General features: G+C 64.6%; 15 protein-coding genes. 13 read left to right on the forward strand and 2 right to left on the reverse strand.

What is annotated here, in order from left to right:
• Nucleotides 1-24 precede the first annotated feature (24 nt).
• Nucleotides 25-2,589, forward strand: coding sequence for a DNA translocase FtsK (locus FJ964_RS13125; RefSeq protein ID WP_140550774.1), 2,565 nt, complete (start codon nt 25-27; stop codon nt 2,587-2,589).
• Nucleotides 2,590-2,661: 72 nt separating this feature from the next.
• Here FJ964_RS13125 and fsa read toward each other — a convergent pair whose 3' ends face one another.
• Nucleotides 2,662-3,318, reverse strand: a complete 657-nt coding sequence (gene fsa, locus FJ964_RS13130; RefSeq protein ID WP_140550775.1) for a fructose-6-phosphate aldolase — start codon at nt 3,316-3,318, stop codon at nt 2,662-2,664.
• A 90-nt stretch (nt 3,319-3,408) separates the two neighbouring features.
• On the opposite strand from fsa, the gene FJ964_RS13135 reads away from it, so the two are divergent.
• The 8 genes from FJ964_RS13135 (at nt 3,409) to FJ964_RS13170 (ending at nt 12,264) form a co-directional block, all read left to right on the forward strand.
• On the forward strand, nt 3,409-5,592 hold the full coding sequence (locus tag FJ964_RS13135; RefSeq protein WP_140550776.1) for a primosomal protein N': 2,184 nt from the start codon (nt 3,409-3,411) through the stop codon (nt 5,590-5,592).
• A gap of 47 nt (nt 5,593-5,639) precedes the next feature.
• Nucleotides 5,640-6,335, forward strand: coding sequence for an aspartate/glutamate racemase family protein (locus tag FJ964_RS13140; RefSeq protein WP_140550777.1), 696 nt, complete (start codon nt 5,640-5,642; stop codon nt 6,333-6,335).
• A gap of 95 nt (nt 6,336-6,430) precedes the next feature.
• Complete coding sequence (locus FJ964_RS13145; RefSeq protein WP_140518245.1) at nt 6,431-6,826, forward strand: DUF4345 family protein; 396 nt, start codon at nt 6,431-6,433, stop codon at nt 6,824-6,826.
• 235 nt (nt 6,827-7,061) lie between these two features.
• Nucleotides 7,062-7,622, forward strand: a complete 561-nt coding sequence (locus tag FJ964_RS13150) for a F0F1 ATP synthase subunit delta (protein WP_140550778.1) — start codon at nt 7,062-7,064, stop codon at nt 7,620-7,622.
• The gene (gene atpA, locus FJ964_RS13155) at nt 7,622-9,151 is read left to right on the forward strand and encodes a F0F1 ATP synthase subunit alpha (RefSeq protein ID WP_140550779.1); all 1,530 of its coding nucleotides are present in this window, start codon (nt 7,622-7,624) and stop codon (nt 9,149-9,151) included. Before FJ964_RS13150 ends, atpA begins: the two co-directional genes overlap by 1 nt.
• A 46-nt stretch (nt 9,152-9,197) precedes the next feature.
• A complete protein-coding gene (locus tag FJ964_RS13160) occupies nt 9,198-10,082 on the forward strand; it encodes a F0F1 ATP synthase subunit gamma (protein WP_140550780.1) in 885 nt (294 codons plus the stop codon).
• Nucleotides 10,083-10,152: 70 nt separating this feature from the next.
• Nucleotides 10,153-11,754: a F0F1 ATP synthase subunit beta gene (atpD, locus tag FJ964_RS13165; RefSeq protein WP_181172450.1), complete on the forward strand. Its 1,602-nt coding sequence runs from the start codon at nt 10,153-10,155 to the stop codon at nt 11,752-11,754.
• A 102-nt stretch (nt 11,755-11,856) separates the two neighbouring features.
• A complete protein-coding gene (locus FJ964_RS13170; protein WP_140550781.1) occupies nt 11,857-12,264 on the forward strand; it encodes a F0F1 ATP synthase subunit epsilon in 408 nt (135 codons plus the stop codon).
• Nucleotides 12,265-12,615: 351 nt separating this feature from the next.
• Here the strand turns inward: FJ964_RS13170 and FJ964_RS13180 are convergent, their stop codons facing one another.
• A complete protein-coding gene (locus tag FJ964_RS13180; RefSeq protein WP_140550782.1) occupies nt 12,616-14,106 on the reverse strand; it encodes a mannitol dehydrogenase family protein in 1,491 nt (496 codons plus the stop codon).
• Nucleotides 14,107-14,467: 361 nt separating this feature from the next.
• On the opposite strand from FJ964_RS13180, the gene FJ964_RS13185 reads away from it, so the two are divergent.
• From FJ964_RS13185 to FJ964_RS13200, 4 genes are all read left to right on the forward strand, one after another.
• Nucleotides 14,468-15,445 carry a TRAP transporter substrate-binding protein gene (locus FJ964_RS13185; RefSeq protein WP_140550783.1) on the forward strand — a complete coding sequence of 326 codons (978 nt, stop codon included), beginning with the start codon at nt 14,468-14,470 and terminating at the stop codon, nt 15,443-15,445.
• Nucleotides 15,446-15,524: 79 nt separating this feature from the next.
• Nucleotides 15,525-16,076, forward strand: coding sequence for a TRAP transporter small permease (locus tag FJ964_RS13190; protein ID WP_140550947.1), 552 nt, complete (start codon nt 15,525-15,527; stop codon nt 16,074-16,076).
• Complete coding sequence (locus FJ964_RS13195; RefSeq protein WP_140550784.1) at nt 16,077-17,357, forward strand: TRAP transporter large permease; 1,281 nt, start codon at nt 16,077-16,079, stop codon at nt 17,355-17,357. It abuts the gene before it with no gap.
• Between the two features lie 8 nt (nt 17,358-17,365).
• Nucleotides 17,366-18,142: a FadR/GntR family transcriptional regulator gene (locus FJ964_RS13200; RefSeq protein ID WP_140550785.1), complete on the forward strand. Its 777-nt coding sequence runs from the start codon at nt 17,366-17,368 to the stop codon at nt 18,140-18,142.
• Nucleotides 18,143-18,158: the final 16 nt, after the last annotated feature.

The raw sequence follows: 18,158 nt of genomic DNA on the forward strand, positions 1-18,158 counted from the left end.
GACATTTCAGCGTGAGTCTTGAGCATGGAATCCAAGCGTTTTCCTCGGGTCGGTTCATTGAAGGCAGCGTCGCCCGATGACCCCGGGATGAAGCGTTTCATGGGTGTGGACAACAAGGCTGACGGCCAGCGAGCAGGAACAGCAGCAGGAGCCGGCCATTCCCCATCCCCTGTTGATCTCGGCGGCAACGAAAGCCCTGCCTGGCAAGACTATTTCTTCCTGGCCCCCAATGTGCGGTTTACGCGCACGCCAGACTATGAAACCAGCACGCGCCGTCCGCGGGACGAGGCGATTGCCGTCGAGCAAAGCGAATCACCAGCACCGCAGGCGCACGGCCAATTCACTGCGGCTGGGACGTCTTCATCGGCGCCGACACCAAGCCGAAACCTGTCTTTGGGCACCGCCAGGCCGCCCCTGGGCAACAGAGCCGTGACGCAGCCGGCCCCGGCATCCGTTCCGTCAGGACATGCCGGCGAAAAGGCGCGGGCCGTCGCTACGCCGGCGGGCCACAGGATGACTGCGGCGGCGCGGGCGTCCGCGCCGGCAGCGTCCGCCCAAGCAGCAGCGGCTCCGGTCAAGACGACGAGCCGCGAAAATGTGCGCTGGCCCTATCTGTCGGATCACGTCTTTTTCGAGGTCATGGCGCCCTATTTGGTCGAAGGCCCGTCACCCGCGCCGCGGGCCGTCCCGGTTGCACGCACGACCGCGCCTGTGGTCACCGAGCGGATCGACAACCGCCATGCGCCAGCGACCGATCCGACCGCGTTGTTCCGTGTCATCGAATGCCTTCCCGGGTCGCCGGCTCCGCCCGTCGCGCCGGATGTCCGTCCGGCCAACTCCAACCAGGCCGCGGTTCAGCCGGCGGCCAACCGCGTGCCGCAGCAAGCCCGGGCGAAGGCCGCAATTCCCGCCGTCGCGGGCAATGCCGTTCCGGCAAAGGTCACGCAAAGTCCGGAGGAAACCGTCCCGGCTCCGGCCGCGCGCGCATCGTCGCGAGCACCACTGGTCGGCAGGATCGTGCCGACCGTGACGGGCGAGACGTACGAACTTCCCTCGGAAGAATTGTTGCAGCAGCCGCCGGAGGGACAAGGCTTCTACATGTCGCAGGAGCGGCTCGAGCAGAATGCCGACCTCCTGGAAAGCGTGCTCGAGGATTTCGGCGTGCGCGGCGAGATCATCCATGTTCGCCCTGGTCCGGTCGTCACCCTCTATGAATTCGAGCCGGCGCCGGGCGTGAAATCCTCGCGCGTCATCGGTCTTGCCGACGACATCGCCCGCTCCATGTCGGCGATCTCGGCGCGCGTCGCCGTCGTGCCGGGCCGCAACGTCATCGGCATCGAGCTTCCGAACGAGGCGCGCGAAACCGTCTATTTCCGCGAGCTGATCGAATCGGAAGGCTTCCGCAAGACCGGCTGCAAGCTTGCGCTCTGCCTCGGCAAGACGATCGGCGGTGAGCCTGTGATCGCCGAGTTGGCGAAGATGCCCCATTTGCTGGTTGCCGGCACCACCGGTTCCGGCAAGTCGGTTGCCATCAACACGATGATCCTGTCGCTGCTCTACCGGCTGAAGCCGGAGGAATGCCGGCTGATCATGGTCGATCCCAAGATGCTCGAACTCTCCGTCTATGACGGCATCCCGCATCTTTTGACCCCCGTCGTCACCGATCCGAAAAAGGCCGTTACCGCGCTCAAATGGGCGGTGCGCGAGATGGAGGATCGCTATCGCAAGATGGCCCGGCTCGGGGTGCGTAACATCGACGGCTACAATCAGCGCGCCGCCGCTGCCCGCGAAAACGGCGAGACGGTCGTGATGACCGTGCAGGCGGGCTTCGAAAAGGGCACCGGCGAGCCGCTCTTCGAGCAGCAGGAAATCGACCTCGCGCCAATGCCTTACATCGTCGTCATCGTCGACGAGATGGCCGACCTGATGATGGTCGCCGGCAAGGAGATCGAAGGCGCCATCCAGCGCCTGGCCCAGATGGCGCGCGCGGCCGGCATCCACCTGATCATGGCGACGCAGCGTCCCTCGGTCGATGTCATCACGGGCACGATCAAGGCCAATTTTCCGACCCGGATTTCCTTCCAGGTCACCTCCAAGATCGACAGCCGCACCATCCTTGGCGAGCAGGGCGCCGAGCAGCTGCTCGGCCAGGGCGACATGCTGCACATGATGGGTGGCGGGCGCATCGCCCGCGTGCACGGCCCCTTCGTTTCCGACGTGGAGGTCGAGCATGTCGTGGCGCATCTGAAGGCGCAGGGTCGCCCCGAATACCTGGAAACCGTGACGGCCGACGAGGATGAAGAGGAAGACGAAGGCGATGAGGGCGCGGTCTTCGACAAGGGCGCCGTTGCGGCGGAGGACGGCGATTCCAGCTACGACGAGGCGGTCAAGGTGGTGTTGCGCGACAAGAAATGTTCGACGTCCTACATTCAGCGCCGCCTCGGCATCGGTTATAACCGCGCCGCCTCCCTGGTCGAGCGCATGGAGAAGGAAGGTCGGGTCGGCGCACCGAACCATGTCGGCAAGCGCGAGATCATCATGGGCCGGCGCCCGCCGGTAACCGCAGTTGAGGATGACGGCACGGATTGACCGGCCTCTTGATCCGCAGCGCATAAAAAAGGCCGGTTGCCCGGCCTTTTTTCGCATCGGATATAGGTTCGCTCAGCCGATCTTCTGGCCGGTCTTGGCCCAGTCGGCGAGGAAGGCGGCAAGGCCCTTGTCGGTCAGTGGGTGATTGACCAGCGCCTTCAGGGTCGCGGGCGGCGCGGTGACGATATCGGCGCCGATGAGCGCCGCCTGCTTGACGTGGTTCACGGTGCGCACGGACGCGGTCAGGATCTCGGTCTGGAAATCGTAATTGTCGTAGATCTGACGGATCTCCTGGATCACTTCCATGCCGTCGGAGCCGGTATCGTCGACGCGGCCGACGAAGGGCGAGATGAAGGAGGCGCCTGCCTTGGCGGCGAGCAGCGCCTGGTTGGCCGAGAAGCAGAGCGTGACATTGACCATGCGGTTCATCTCGGTGCGGATCGTCTTGCACGCCTTCAACCCGTCCAGCGTCAACGGCACCTTGATGGCGACATTCGGAGCGATCTTGGCCAGCACCTCGGCCTCGGCCATCATCTGCTTGTATTCGGTCGCCACGACCTCCGCGGAGACCGGCCCTTCGACGATGTCGCAGATCTGCTTGGTGACCTCGGCTATCTTGCCGCCTGACTTCAGGATCAGCGACGGGTTGGTGGTGACGCCATCGAGCAGCCCCAGATCGATAAGTTCACGGATTTCCTTGATATCGGCGGTGTCGGCAAAAAATTTCATGGCGGTCTCCTGACGATTTCGTCGTGCTTGGGAAGGCACGTTCAGCGTTGCCCTTTGATCTAGAGCAAAGTCGGGGCAAGGTCACGCCTCATGATCGAAGATTCGCCCTTTGTCGCAGCCGCACCGGTGCTGGTGCCGATGCCGGCCGAACGCCCTTACACCTATGCCGTGCCCGCCGGCATGCGGGTGGTGCCGGGCTCGATCGTGCGCGTGCCGCTCGGGCCTCGCCAGGTCGCCGGCATCGTCTGGGACGGCGCGGTCGAGACGGTCGACGCGAAAAAGCTGCGCCCGATCGAACAGGTCTTCGACTGCCCGCCGATCGACCGGGCGATGCGCCGTTTCGTCGACTGGGTGGCGCAGTACACGCTCTCGGCGCCGGGCATGGTGGCGCGCATGCTGCTGAGGGCGCCGGAGGCTTTCGATCCGGAACCTTGGATCGAGGGGTTGCAGCGAACCGCGGCGGTTCCGGACCGGATGACGGATGCGCGGGCCCGCGTGCTGGAGGCGGCCGACGGAGGACTGGCCTGGACGCGATCCGGTCTGGCCCATGCGGCCGGCGTGTCGTCGACGGTAATCGAAGGGCTGAAGGCGCAAGGCGTGTTCGAAACGGTGATGATCCCGCCGCGGCCCGTGGTGGCGGAGCCTGACCCAGCCTACGCCACGCCGGAATTGATGCCCGACCAGAACGAAGCCGCACGGCTGCTGCGCGCCAATGTCGCGGGTGGTGGCTTCAACGTCGCACTGCTCGACGGCGTCACCGGTTCGGGCAAGACGGAGGTTTATTTCGAAGCGGTGGCGGCGGCACTCGACCGGGGCAAGCAGGTGCTGATCCTGCTGCCTGAAATCGCATTGACCCACGCTTTCCTCGAACGGTTTCAGCAGCGCTTTGGCGCCAAGCCCGCCGAATGGCACTCCGACCTGCCGCCGAGGATGCGCGAACGTGTCTGGCGGCAGGTGGCGGAAGGCGGTGTGCGGGTCGTGGCCGGCGCACGCTCGGCGCTGTTCCTGCCGTTCAAGGAGCTTGGCCTGATCGTCGTCGACGAGGAGCACGACCCCGCCTACAAGCAGGAAGACCGCGTCTTCTACAATGCCCGCGACATGGCTGTCGTGCGCGGCCATATAGGCGGCTTCCCCGTGGTGCTGGCATCGGCGACGCCATCGGTCGAGAGCCGCGTCAATGCCAGCCAGGGCCGCTACGCCAGGGCGGTGCTGTCCGCCCGCTTCGCCGAGGCGGCACTTCCCGATCTGAAAGCGATCGACATGCGGCGCGCGCCGCCGGCGCGCGGCGGCTTCCTGTCGCCGGTTCTGATCGAGCACATGCGCCGGACGCTGGAGAGGAAGGAACAGTCGCTCTTGTTCCTCAACCGGCGCGGCTATGCGCCGCTGACGCTGTGCCGCGTCTGCGGCCACCGCTTCGGTTGCCCGGTCTGCTCGGCCTGGCTGGTCGAGCACCGCTTTCGCGGCCAGCTCGTCTGCCATCATTGCGGGCACAATGAGCGCCGTCCGGAAGCCTGTCCGGAATGCGGCACGCTCGATCATCTGGTCGCCTGCGGGCCGGGCGTCGAGCGCATCGCCGAGGAAGTCGTCACGCATTTCCCGGATGCACGCACCATCGTCTTGTCGTCGGATCTGATGGGCGGCGTGCGACGGCTGCGGCTGGAGCTGGAAGCCATCGCCAATGGCGAGGCCGACATCGTCATCGGCACGCAGCTCGTCGCCAAGGGCCACAATTTCCCCAACATGACCTTGGTCGGTGTCGTCGATGCCGATCTCGGCCTTGCCAATGGCGATCCGCGCGCCGCCGAGCGCACCTTCCAGTTGCTCAGCCAGGTGACCGGCCGCGCCGGGCGCACCGGCAAGAAGAGCCTCGGCCTGTTGCAGACCTTCCAGCCCGACCATCCGGTGATGCGGGCGATCGTCTCCGGCGATGCCGACGCGTTCTACGAGCGCGAGATTTCCGAGCGCGAGCGGGCGGCTCTGCCGCCCTTCGGCCGGCTGGCCGGCGTCATCGTCAGCGCGGTGACGCGGGCGGAAGCCGAGGGCCATGCCCGCGGCCTGCGCCGTGCCGCGCCCGAGGCATCCGACCTGTTCGTGCTCGGGCCGGCCGAAGCGCCGCTGTCCCTGCTCGGCGGCCGTCACCGCTTCCGCCTGCTGATCCAGGGCGAGCGCCGCGCCGACATGCAAGGGTTTATCCGAACCATGCTGGCCAACGGGCCAAAGCAGCGCGGCTCGGTGCGGGTGCAGGTCGATATCGATCCGCAGAGCTTTTTGTAAAACGGGATCTCAACCATGGCCGCCGCTGCGAGAGAAAAGGAGATCACATGAAAACCCTTGGGTTGCTCGGCGGCATGAGCTGGGAATCGACGGCGATCTATTATCGCCTGCTCAACGATCTGGTAAGGCAGCGTCTCGGCGGGCTGCATTCGGCGAAATTGCTGCTCTGGTCGTTCGACTTCGCCGAGATCGCCGAGCTGCAACATCACGGGGACTGGGAAGGCGCCGGCGTGCTCTTGGTCGATGCCGCGCGCAAGCTCGAGTCAGCTGGCGCGGAAGGCCTGCTTTTGTGCACCAACACCATGCACAAGCTCGCCGACCAGGTGCAGGCCTCGGTGTCGATCCCGCTGATCCACATCGCCGACGCCACCGCAGCCGGCATCAAGGCAGCCGGCATGCGGCGCCCGGCGCTGCTGGCAACGCGGTTCACCATGGAGCAGGATTTCTACAAGGACCGGCTTGTCGACAAACATGGATTGCAGCCGATCGTGCCGGACCGGGCAGGGCGCGACATGGTCCATCGCATCATCTATGACGAGCTCTGCCAGGGCATCGTCGCCGAGGCATCGAAAGCCGCCTATGTCGCCGAGATCAACCGCCTGCGGCGCGATGAAAATATCGACAGCGTGATCATGGGCTGCACCGAAATCACCATGCTGATCGGCCAGCAGGATTTCGACATTCCGGTCTTCGATACGACGCGCATCCATGCCGAAGCGGCGGTCGCCTTCGCGCACTCTTGATGCGTTTGGCCTAAAGTGCCGGCCGCCATCTGGCGCGCGGCTTTTCCTCCGCTAGAATGCCCGCGATTTCGGAGCGGCATTTACGAGGGGACACTATGGATTTTGCGTTTCCATGGCCGGTGAGCCAGGGCGAATGGCTGGCCTGGTCGAGTGCCGTCGTCACGGTGCTGCTCGGCCTGGTGCTTTTCCTGGCGCCGGGGCTCGCCTTCCGCATCCTGCGCTTGCAGGTCAAGCCGGAGAAGGCGGCGGCGATTGCCGAAGGGCGCGGCCGCATGTCGGGCTTCTATCTCGGCGTCGGCCTCTGCTGCATCCTGCTGGCGCAGCCGCTGATCTACATGGCGCTCGGCTTCTCCTGGCTGTTCACCGCCTTCGGCCGGTTGCTGTCGATGATGTCGGATGGCGCCAACACGCCCTTCAACTGGGTTTCCATCGTCGTGGAACTGGCGCTGGCGGCGTTGCCGCTTGCCTTTGCCTTCGGCTTCCTGCCTTGAATCCGCAGGCAATCCAGGGACTTCGTCGCCGGATGCGACAATAGTGCCTGAAAACCATGCGGAACGACGCATTGCGGTCTTAAAAGGCCTGTGCTAGACGGCAATCGACTTTCGGCCGGGGATAGCGGAAGCCGCGCCTCCGTGCTTGAAAAAATGCAGTAAGGTCAAAGATTTAGCCAGAGTTTCCGCTCGCGCCAACAATCTGCGGCCTGTCAGACAAGAGAAAAGACGGTCCGTGGCCCAATCGTCATCGCCAATCTCAGGTGTCGCAGAGCGCTATGCGGGTTCGCTGTTCGAACTGGCATCGCAGGCGAATTCCGTCGCCAAGGTCGAAGCCGACCTCAACAGTTTCGAGGCGATGCTCGCGGGCAGCGCCGACTTGACCCGGCTGATCAACAGCCCGGTGTTCTCCAGCGAGGACCAGGCCAAGGCCATCGCGGCCATCGCCGACAAGGCCGGGATCACCGGCCTGACCGGCAATTTCCTGCGCGTCGTCGCCAAGAACCGCCGGCTGTTCGCCGTGCCCGGCATGATCAAGGCATTCCGCCAGATCGCCGCCGAGCATCGTGGCGAGACGGCCGCCGAGGTAACGTCGGCACATCAACTGACCGCTGCCCAGCAGGCCGAACTCAAGGCGGCGCTGAAGAGCGTTGCCGGCAAGGACGTTTCCATCTCCGTCACCGTCGATCCGTCGCTGCTCGGCGGACTGGTGGTCAGGATGGGCTCGCGCCAGATCGATACGTCGCTCAAAACCAAACTCAATTCGCTCAAGCTTGCACTGAAAGAGGTCGGCTGATGGACATCCGCGCCGCGGAAATTTCCGCAATTCTGAAAGACCAGATCAAGAATTTCGGCAAGGAGGCCGAGGTCTCCGAAGTCGGACAGGTGCTGTCCGTCGGTGACGGTATCGCCCGCGTCTACGGCCTCGACAATGTCCAGGCCGGCGAGATGGTCGAATTCCCCGGCGGCATCCGCGGCATGGCGCTCAACCTCGAAGCCGACAATGTCGGCGTCGTCATCTTCGGCGCCGACCGCGACATCAAGGAAGGCGACACCGTCAAGCGCACCGGCGCCATCGTCGACGTTCCGGTCGGCCCGGGCCTGCTCGGCCGCGTCGTCGACGCGCTCGGCAACCCGATCGACGGCAAGGGCCCGATCAAGGCGACCGAACGCAAGCGCGTCGACGTCAAGGCGCCCGGCATCATTCCGCGCAAGTCGGTGCATGAGCCGATGTCGACGGGCCTCAAGGCCATCGACGCGCTGATCCCGGTCGGCCGCGGCCAGCGCGAGCTGGTCATCGGCGACCGCCAGACCGGCAAGACCGCCATCATCCTCGACACGATGCTCAACCAGAAATCGGTGCACGACAACGGCCCCGAGAAGGAAAAGCTCTACTGCGTCTACGTCGCCGTCGGCCAGAAGCGCTCGACCGTGGCACAGTTCGTCAAGGTGCTGGAAGAGCGCGGCGCGCTCGAATATTCGATCATCATCGCCGCCACCGCTTCCGATCCGGCGCCGATGCAGTTCCTGGCGCCGTTCGCCGGCTGCACCATGGGCGAGTATTTCCGCGACAACGGCATGCATGCGCTGATCAGCTACGACGATCTGTCGAAGCAGGCCGTCGCCTATCGCCAGATGTCGCTGCTCTTGCGCCGCCCGCCGGGCCGCGAAGCCTATCCGGGCGACGTCTTCTACCTGCATTCGCGCCTGCTCGAGCGCGCCGCCAAGCTCAATGACGACATGGGCAACGGTTCGCTGACGGCGCTGCCGGTCATCGAAACGCAGGCCAACGACGTGTCGGCCTATATCCCGACCAACGTGATCTCGATCACCGACGGCCAGATCTTCCTCGAAACCAACCTGTTCTTCCAGGGCATCCGTCCGGCCGTCAATGTCGGCCTGTCGGTGTCGCGCGTCGGCTCCTCGGCGCAGATCAAGGCGATGAAGCAGGTTGCCGGCTCCATCAAGGGCGAGCTCGCGCAGTACCGCGAAATGGCGGCGTTCGCGCAGTTCGGCTCGGATCTCGACGCCGCCACGCAGCGCCTGCTCAACCGCGGTTCGCGCCTGACCGAGCTCCTGAAGCAGCCGCAGTTCTCGCCGCTGAAGACGGAAGAGCAGGTCGCGGTGATCTTCGCCGGCGTCAACGGCTATCTCGACAAGCTGCCGGTCAACCAGGTCGGCAAGTTCGAGCATGGCCTGCTCAGCCACATGCGTTCGGCCGGCAAGGACGTCCTCGACGCCATCCGCAAGGAAAAGGCGCTGTCGGACGATCTGCGCGGCAAGCTGAAGGCCGAGATCGACGCGTTCGCCAAGACCTTCGCCTGAGCGAAGCGCCAGTCCGGATGAGACAAGACGGGATCAGGTTTGAAGCATGCCTTCATTAAAAGACCTTCGTAACCGTATCGCCTCGGTCAAGGCGACGCAGAAGATCACCAAGGCGATGCAGATGGTCGCCGCGGCGAAGCTGCGCCGCGCACAGGAGGCCGCCGAAGCGGCGCGCCCCTATTCGGAGCGCATGGGTTCCGTGCTGGCCAATATCACCCAGGCGATCGGCGGCGGTGGCGATGCCCCGGCGCTGATGACCGGCACCGGCAAGGACGACGTGCACCTGCTCGTCGTCTGCACCGCCGAGCGCGGCCTGTGCGGCGGCTTCAATTCGCAGATCGCCCGCCTTGCCCGCGACCACATCCGCAGGCTCCTGGCCGACGGCAAGCAGGTCAAGATCATCTGTGTCGGCAAGAAGGGTTTCGATATCCTGCGCCGCGACTATGCCTCGATGATCCTCGACCGGATCGACCTGCGCGAAGTCAAGACGCTCGGCTTCGTCAATGCCGATGCGATCGCCAAGAAGGTCATCCACCTCTTCAACGAGGGCGGCTTCGATATCTGCACGCTGTTCTATTCGCAGTTCAAGTCGGTGATCAGCCAGGTCCCGACCGCGCAGCAAATCATTCCGGCTGCCGAGCCCCCGGCCGCGGCCGAGTCCACGGATGGCGGCAACGCCGTCTACGAGTACGAGCCGGAGCCGGGTGAAATCCTGTCCGAGCTCATTCCGCGCAACATCGCGGTGCAGATCTTCCGCGCGCTGCTTGAAAACGCGGCGGGCGAGATGGGCGCCAAGATGAGCGCCATGGACAATGCCACGCGCAACGCCGGCGAGATGATCAACAAGCTGTCGATCACCTACAACCGCCAGCGCCAGGCGCAGATCACCAAGGAACTGATCGAAATCATTTCGGGCGCCGAGGCGCTCTAGGCACGGTTTCCCGGGGTCAACGACCTCGATCCGACCGCGCGAGAAACAAAGGACGAAAAGGGTAAAGACGATGGCGAAAGCAGCGACCCCCAAGACTGCGACCCCCAAGACTGCGGCTCCCAAGGCAGCAGCCCCGGCCAAGGCAACACCGGCAAAGGCTCCGGCCGCAGCAGCCAAGGCGGCTCCGGCCAGGAAAGCGGCAGCGCCGACCAGGGCCGCCGCGGTAAAAACCCCGGCCGTGGCCAGTAAGGCCACCGGCATCGTCGGCAAGGTCCGGCAGGTCATCGGCGCCGTGGTCGACGTACAGTTCGGCGATCACCTGCCGCCGATCCTGAATGCGCTCGAGACCACCAATGTCGGCAACCGCCTGGTTCTCGAAGTGGCCCAGCATCTGGGCGAAAACACCGTGCGCTGCATCGCCATGGATTCCACCGAAGGCCTGGTGCGCGGCCAGGAAGTGCGCGACACCGGCGGCCCGATCGCCGTGCCGGTCGGTCCGGGCATGCTCGGCCGCATCATCAACGTCATCGGCGAGCCGGTCGACGAAGCAGGCCCGGTCGACGCGGTCGAGTTGCGCTCGATCCACCAGCCGGCCCCGGCCTATATCGAACAGTCGACGGAAGCGCAGATCCTGATCACCGGCATCAAGGTGCTCGACCTGCTCGCGCCCTATGCCAAGGGCGGCAAGATCGGCCTGTTCGGCGGCGCCGGCGTCGGCAAGACCGTGCTGATCCAGGAACTGATCAACAACATCGCCAAGGCGCATGGCGGCTATTCGGTGTTCGCCGGGGTCGGCGAGCGCACCCGTGAGGGCAACGACCTCTATCACGAGTTCATCGAATCCGGCGTCAACAAGAAGGGCGGCGGCGAAGGCTCCAAGGCGGCGTTGGTCTATGGTCAGATGAACGAGCCGCCGGGCGCACGTGCCCGCGTCGGCCTGACCGGCCTGACGGTCGCCGAATATTTCCGCGACCAGGGCCAGGACGTGCTGTTCTTCGTCGACAACATCTTCCGCTTCACGCAGGCCGGTTCGGAAGTGTCGGCGCTGCTCGGCCGTATCCCCTCGGCCGTGGGCTACCAGCCCACGCTCGCCACGGACATGGGCGCCCTGCAGGAACGCATCACCACCACCACCAAGGGCTCGATCACCTCGGTGCAGGCCATCTACGTGCCGGCCGACGACTTGACCGACCCGGCGCCGGCGACCTCGTTCGCCCACCTCGACGCGACGACGACGCTCAACCGCTCGATCGCCGAAAAGGGCATCTATCCGGCGGTCGATCCGCTGGACTCGACCTCGCGCATGCTCGACCCGCTGGTGGTCGGCGAAGAGCACTATGCCGTCGCGCGCCAGGTGCAGTCGATCCTCCAGCGCTACAAGTCGCTGCAGGACATCATCGCCATCCTGGGCATGGACGAGTTGTCGGAAGAGGACAAGCAGACGGTGGCCCGCGCCCGCAAGATCGAGCGCTTCCTGTCGCAGCCCTTCTTCGTCGCCGAAGTGTTCACCGGGGCGCCCGGCAAGCTGGTCGACCTCGCCGACACCATCAAGGGCTTCAAGGGCCTCTGCAACGGCGACTACGACCACCTGCCGGAAGCCGCCTTCTACATGGTCGGCGGCATCGAGGAAGCGGTCGAGAAGGCACAGCGTCTCGCGGCTGAAGCGGCGTAAAGAAGCGAATAGCGAATAGGGAGTAGCGAATAGGGAAGTAGCGGTGCGGCGAGTTTGTTCTTACTACTCGCTACTCACTATTCCCTACTCACTAAATTGATCATGGCTGAAGCTTTCAAGTTCGAACTGGTCTCGCCGGAGCGCCTGCTGGTTTCCGCAGAGGTCGAGGCCGTCGTCATTCCGGGTGCCGAGGGCGAGATGACCGTGATGGCGCATCACGCACCGGTCATGACCAGCATCAAGCCGGGCGTCGTCACGGTGAAAGCCGTCTCGGGCGGTGAAGAGCGTTACGTCGTCTTCGGCGGCTTCGCCGACATCGTTCCGGCCGGCTGCACGCTGCTGGCGGAATCGGCTGTCGCGGTGAAGGACGTCGACCGCGCCGATCTCGCGCGCCGCATCCAGGAAGCCAGGGAAGACGCCGCCGACGCCAAGGACGACCAGTCGCGCACCAAGGCCGAGCAATTCCTCAGCCAGCTCACCACGCTGGAAGGCGCCATCCTGCCGGCTTGAGATTCGCACCAATAGTCTACTGAAAAGCGGGGCCTTGCCTCGCTCTTTTATTAAGGCGTCCCCCGGTCGCGTGACGTGAAGATTCGGGCACACGGCGGAGGTCGGCGGGCCAGCGCCCCCCTCTGTCCTGCCGGACATCTCCCCCACGGGTGGGGAGATCGGCCGTCACCGCGGCTTTCGCCAATCTCGAACGTTGCAGATTAACGCCAGCAGACATTGCAGGACTGGCGCCAGCATCGAAGCTGCCAATCTCCCCCCTCGTGGGGGAGATGTCCGGCAGGACAGAGGGGGGCGCGACGGAATGAGACGCTTGCTTTGGATCGCCTCGGTGACATCCAACAAGGCCCTAATCTATCTGTTCAACGCTTCGAATGCTGCCGCCGGGCCGCCATTGCCTAGACGTTCCAGATGGACGGCCACGAATTCGATCAGCGTCTGGCGTTTCGGGTGGTCCTTGGCGAAGCCGGCCAGGTCGAATACCGCCGCCGCAGTTTCGTTCGCCGGCAACTGCTGGCTGAAAAGCGCCGCCAATGCCGCATCCACCGGATCGGTGAAATGGCCTTCCGGCAACGTCTTGCCGCGTGCCTCGCAGGCCGCGATCCAGGCTGCCACCACCAGCATGAGATGCACCGGCGAGGCACCGCCCCTCAGCCGCTCGATCGCGGAGGCCATGATGCGCTGCGGCAGTTTCTGGCTGCCGTCATTGGCGATCTGTGCGGTGCGGTGGGCGAGCGCGGTGTTGGAGAAACGCTCGGCAAGCTCTGCCGTATAGCTCGCCGTGTCCAACCCGGCATTGGTGGGCAGCGTCGGGATTGCCTCGGCCCAGAGCGCATCGACAAACCGCCTGATCGCCGGATCGGCGAAGGCGCGGTCGACGGTGGCGTGTCCGCTGAGCAGGCCAAGATAGGCAATGGCCGAATGCGCGCCATTGAGCAACCTCAGCTTCATGTCCTCGAAGGGCCCGACATCCCCGACCATGGTGACGCCGAACTTTTCCCAGGCCGGGCGGCCTGCCGGAAAATTGTCTTCGACCACCCACTGGCAGAACGGCTCGGTCATGACGGGCCAGGCGTCCTCGACGCCGAGCTCGAGGGCGACCCGCGCCCGGTCGGCATCGGTCGTGGCCGGCACGATGCGGTCGACCATGCTTGACGGAAACGCGACCTCGTCGGCGATATGGCCGGCAAGCCTGGTAGCGCCTTTCGCACCGAGGCTGGCATCGCGCAGCGTGGCGAATTCCACCAGCAGCCTGTGCAAGGTCGCGCCGTTGGCCGGGAGGTTGTCGCAGGAGAGCACGGTGAAGGGCTGCAAGCCAGCCGCGCGACGCCGTGCAAGCGCCTCGGTCAGAAAACCGTGCGCGGTCTTCGGCAGATGCGGGTTCGCCAGATCGTGGGCGATGTCCGTGTGGGCCGCGTCGAGCCCGCCCCCGGCGGCCCGCAGATAGGCCTTCTCGGTAATGGTCAGCGTCACGATACGGATGCGCGGATCGGTCAGCGCGGCCAGCACGGCGGCGGGATCTTCCGGCGCCACCAGCATCGCGCCAATGGAGCCGATGACATGAAGCCTTTCTTCGCCCCCGCTGCGGATCGCCAGTGTGTAGAGCCCGTCCTGCGGCGCCAGCGCATCGCGCGTGTCGGCACTGCGCAGCGAAACGCCGACGATGCCCCAGTCCGTCTCTCCAGCACTCAGGCAATCGTCGACATAGGCTGCCTGGTGGGCGCGATGAAAGGCGCCGACCCCCAGATGCACGATGCCTTGCGTGACCGATGCGCGATCAAAACGCGGCACGGCGATCCTCGCCGGCAACGTCGCGATCGTATTCTTCGAAAGACGCCTGTTCATTGCCGTGCGAAGTCCCCGATTGGTCTTTGGGAGCCGCCCTGTAAGGTCGGCGAAGGAGAAACGGCAGCGGCGTAACATCCACTGCCGTCCGGCACAATGGCCGGTTCCCGATTCAAAGTCATCATACAACAATCCATTTTTTGTATGTTGACATTATTTCCTCGCGACCCTACCGATAGCGCCTCTGGGGAGGATCACCGTGGCACTGACAGATGCGGATTTGCTGCTTAGCACCGACGTGCGTCCACGCTCGCTTGCCCGCACCGGATGCTGGCCCAATGGCCAGGATGAGCAGGGATGACAGGCTGGTGATGCGCCGGCTCTGAGCCGGCGCCTTTATTTTTAAAAAAGGGAGGAAGTCATGTTGCATTTTTCGAAATTGACGGCGGCCACATTCGCCATTGGCTCACTGTTGATCGGCATTGCCAACGCGCAAACCGTGCTTCGGTCGGCCGACACGCACCCCGACGGCTATCCGACGGTCGAGGCGGTGAAATACATGGGCGAACTGATCAAGCAGCGCACCGATGGCCGCTATTCGGTCGAGGTCTATCATTCGGCGCAGCTCGGCGAGGAGAAGGACACGATCGAGCAGACCCAGACCGGCGTCATCGACCTCAATCGTGTCTCGATGGGGCCGTTCAACGGCATCGTGCCGGAAACCGCGGTGCCGTCGCTGCCCTACATATTCCGCTCGGTCGAACATATGCGCCATGTCATGGACGGGCCGATCGGCGACGACATCCTGAAAGCTTTCGAGGCACATGACCTGGTCGGTCTGGCCTTCTACGATTCCGGCGCGCGCTCCTTCTACAACACCAAGAAGGACATCGCCTCGATCGCCGACCTGAAGGGCATGAAATTCCGCGTCATCCAGTCGGACGTGTTCGTCGACATGGTCAACGCACTGGGCGCCAACGCCACGCCGATGGCTTATGGCGAAGTCTATTCGGCCCTTGAGACCGGCGTCATCGACGGCGCGGAAAACAACTGGCCGAGCTTCGAATCCGCCAAGCACTATGAGGTCGCCAAGCACTACACGCTCGACCAGCACCAGATCGTTCCGGAGGTGCTGGTGATGGCGAAGGCGAGCTGGGACAAGCTCTCGCCGGAAGACCAGGCGGTCGTGCGCCAGGCGGCCAAGGACAGCGTCGTCAAGATGCGCGAACTGTGGGACGCGCAGGAGAAGAAATCCCGCGACATCGTGGAGAAGGCAGGCGTCAAGGTCAGCGAGATCGACAAGCAGCCGCTGATCGATGCGATGAAGCCGGTCTATGACAAATATCTGTCGACGCCGGCGCTGAAGGACCTCGCCGCCCGCATCCAGGCAACCAAGTGAAGTCGGCCGCGGGGCGGGCAATGCATGCCGCCCCGCGCCTTCGTGACCGGCCGGCGATCGGGAGGATCAGATGGCGACAATGACAAGCAGCGCGGCGCCGCCACGGTTCAGCGTCGTGCTTTCGAGGATTTGCGATGGAGCGCTCTATCTGGCCGGCATCGGGCTGGTCGCCATGACCGCGCTCGTCGCCTATCAGGTCTTCTTCCGCTTCGTGCTCAATTCGTCGCCGAGCTGGACCGAAACCAGCGCCATCATGCTGATGAACTGGTTCATCTTCCTCGGCGCCGCCGTCGGCGTACGGGAGAACTATCATATGGGGTTCGACGTGCTGCTTTATATCCTGCCGAAAGGCAGCAAGGGAGCGTTGCGCACGCTGTCCGACCTGATCGTGCTCGGCTTCGGGTTCGGCATGGTCTGGTACGGCTGCAAGCTTGTCGGCCTGACCTGGCACACCATCATCCCGGCACTCGAACTGCCGGGCGGCTTCGACTATCTGCCGCTGGTCGCCGGCGGCGTGCTGATCTGCCTGTTCTCGGCCGAGCGCATCGCGCTGCGCTGGTCGGGCGTCGATATCGACAAGGATATCAATCTCGAGGACGTGCCGGAGATGCCGGCGGTGCAGGAGGCCTAGATGGAGCTCTGGATCCTGTTCGGCGTCTTCACGCTGCTGATGTTCGGCGGCACGCCGATCGCGTTCTGCCTCGGTGCGGCATCCTTCGCCACCGTGCTCTATCTCGGCCTGCCGCCCCTGGTCGTGTTCCAGCAGATGAAATCGGGCATGAGCGCGTTCTCCCTGATGGCGATTCCGTTCTTCATCTATGCCGGCGATCTGATGGTGCGCGGCGGCATCGCGCAGCGCATCGTTTCCTTTGCCGGCTCCCTGGTCGGCCATGTCCGGGGCGGCCTCGGCCAGGTCAACATCATCGCCGGCACGCTGTTCGGCGGCATTTCCGGCTCGGCCGTGGCCGAGGCCGCGGCCGTCGGCGGGCTGATGATCCCGCAGATGAAGGCACGCGGCTACGGCGCCGACTATGCCGTCAACGTCACCTCGATGGCGGCGCTGATCGCGCTGCTTTTGCCGCCGTCGCAGAACATGATCATCTACTCGATCGCCGGGGGCGGCAAGATTTCGATCGCCGACCTGTTCACCGCCGGCATACTACCGGGCCTTCTGTTCGCCGCCTCGCTGATGGTCACCGCCTATTTCGTCGCCCGCAGCCGCGGCTACCCGGTCGAGGCCTTCCCCGGTTTTTCGCGCGTCGGGCAGCTGGCGCTCATCGCTATTCCCGGACTGCTCCTGATCGGCATCATCTTCGGCGGCGTCCGCTCCGGAATCTTCACGGCGACGGAGAGTTCGTGCATCGCCATTCTCTACGCCTTGCTTGTTACCGTCCTCGTCTATCGCTCGATGGGCTGGGGCGATTTCGTCCACGCCACCAAGGGCGCCGTGCGCACCACTTCGATGGTGCTCTTGATCATCGGCACGGCGGCTTCTTTCAGCTGGCTGATGGCCTATCTCAAAGTGCCGGTGCTGCTGATCGCCGGCATGAATGCGATCTCCACCGATCCGCTCGTCGTTCTGCTGTTGCTCAATGTCCTGATGCTGGTGCTCGGCACCTTCATGGACATGGGGCCGATGATCATCATCTGCACGCCGATCTTCCTGCCGCTGGTCACGCATTATGGCGTGGACCCCGTGCATTTCGGCGTCATCACCATCCTCAACCTCGGCATCGGGCTGAACACGCCGCCGGTCGGCACGGTGCAGTTCGTCGCTTGCGCGGTCGGCAAGATCACGGTCTGGGAAGCGATGCGCTCGATCTGGCCGTTCTATGGCGCCGGTATCGTGGTTCTCGGGCTGGTGACCTATATTCCGGCCATCTCGCTCTGGTTGCCGAGCGTGTTCAAATAGAGGACGAGATGGCATTGGATAGCGCAACCGACCTCAGGGTCGAGAGAAAACCCAAACTGTCGGAGACCGTCGTCGCGGCGATCCGCAGGCAGCTTCAGGCCGGCGAGATCCTGCCCGGCCACAAACTGCCGACCGAGGGCCAGTTGACCGAAACCTTCGGCGTCAGCCGCACCGTCATCCGCGAAGCCCTGGCCAAGCTCGCCGCCGACGGCCTGGTCGAGCCGCGGCAGGGCGCCGGGGTATTCGTCACCGAGCACATCTCGACGATGTTCGGGGCACTTGCGGCCGATATGGGCAGCAAGGATTCGATCGCGCTCAACGTGCTCGAAGTGCGCCTGGCGATCGAGATCGAATCGGCCGGGCTCGCCGCCATCCGCCGCAACGCGGCCCAGGAGGCGGCGATCCAGGAAGCCTTCTTCGAGTTCGAACGGCTGCTGCTCGCCAGCGAGCCGACCGGTCCGGCCGACCTCGCCTTCCATCGCGCCATCGCCAGCGCCACCAACAACCCGTTCTATGTCGAGATGCTCGACGTGCTCGGCCGGCGTGCCATTCCGTGCGACGTGACCTCGCCCTGGTCGACCGAGCTTGTGCAGTCCGACAGCTATCAGCGCGGGCTGCAGCGCGAGCATCTGGTGATCCTGAACGCGATCACATCGGGAGACGCCGAGGCCGCGCGCGAGGCGATGCGCACGCATCTCACCGCCAGCCAGCAGCGCTATCGCGAGCGCCTGCATGCGCGGCAAGTCTACTATTCCGACTCGGTCAAGGCGGCCGCCGGCGAATGATCTATCTCAAGTCAGG

Origin of the sequence: Mesorhizobium sp. B2-3-2, from assembly GCF_006442295.1 — a bacterium.
Lineage (GTDB): Bacteria > Pseudomonadota > Alphaproteobacteria > Rhizobiales > Rhizobiaceae > Mesorhizobium.

What these genes read in the sequence shown, in the direction of transcription:
- FJ964_RS13125 (WP_140550774.1), top strand. Translation starts at nt 25, where the DNA reads ATGGAATCCAAGCGTTTTCCTCGGGTCGGTTCATTGAAGGCAGCGTCG.
- fsa (WP_140550775.1), bottom strand. Translation starts at nt 3,318, where the DNA reads ATGAAATTTTTTGCCGACACCGCCGATATCAAGGAAATCCGTGAACTT.
- FJ964_RS13135 (WP_140550776.1), top strand. Translation starts at nt 3,409, where the DNA reads ATGATCGAAGATTCGCCCTTTGTCGCAGCCGCACCGGTGCTGGTGCCG.
- FJ964_RS13140 (WP_140550777.1), top strand. Translation starts at nt 5,640, where the DNA reads ATGAAAACCCTTGGGTTGCTCGGCGGCATGAGCTGGGAATCGACGGCG.
- FJ964_RS13145 (WP_140518245.1), top strand. Translation starts at nt 6,431, where the DNA reads ATGGATTTTGCGTTTCCATGGCCGGTGAGCCAGGGCGAATGGCTGGCC.
- atpA (WP_140550779.1), top strand. Translation starts at nt 7,622, where the DNA reads ATGGACATCCGCGCCGCGGAAATTTCCGCAATTCTGAAAGACCAGATC.
- FJ964_RS13160 (WP_140550780.1), top strand. Translation starts at nt 9,198, where the DNA reads ATGCCTTCATTAAAAGACCTTCGTAACCGTATCGCCTCGGTCAAGGCG.
- atpD (WP_181172450.1), top strand. Translation starts at nt 10,153, where the DNA reads ATGGCGAAAGCAGCGACCCCCAAGACTGCGACCCCCAAGACTGCGGCT.
- FJ964_RS13170 (WP_140550781.1), top strand. Translation starts at nt 11,857, where the DNA reads ATGGCTGAAGCTTTCAAGTTCGAACTGGTCTCGCCGGAGCGCCTGCTG.
- FJ964_RS13180 (WP_140550782.1), bottom strand. Translation starts at nt 14,106, where the DNA reads ATGAACAGGCGTCTTTCGAAGAATACGATCGCGACGTTGCCGGCGAGG.
- FJ964_RS13185 (WP_140550783.1), top strand. Translation starts at nt 14,468, where the DNA reads ATGTTGCATTTTTCGAAATTGACGGCGGCCACATTCGCCATTGGCTCA.
- FJ964_RS13190 (WP_140550947.1), top strand. Translation starts at nt 15,525, where the DNA reads ATGACAAGCAGCGCGGCGCCGCCACGGTTCAGCGTCGTGCTTTCGAGG.
- FJ964_RS13195 (WP_140550784.1), top strand. Translation starts at nt 16,077, where the DNA reads ATGGAGCTCTGGATCCTGTTCGGCGTCTTCACGCTGCTGATGTTCGGC.
- FJ964_RS13200 (WP_140550785.1), top strand. Translation starts at nt 17,366, where the DNA reads ATGGCATTGGATAGCGCAACCGACCTCAGGGTCGAGAGAAAACCCAAA.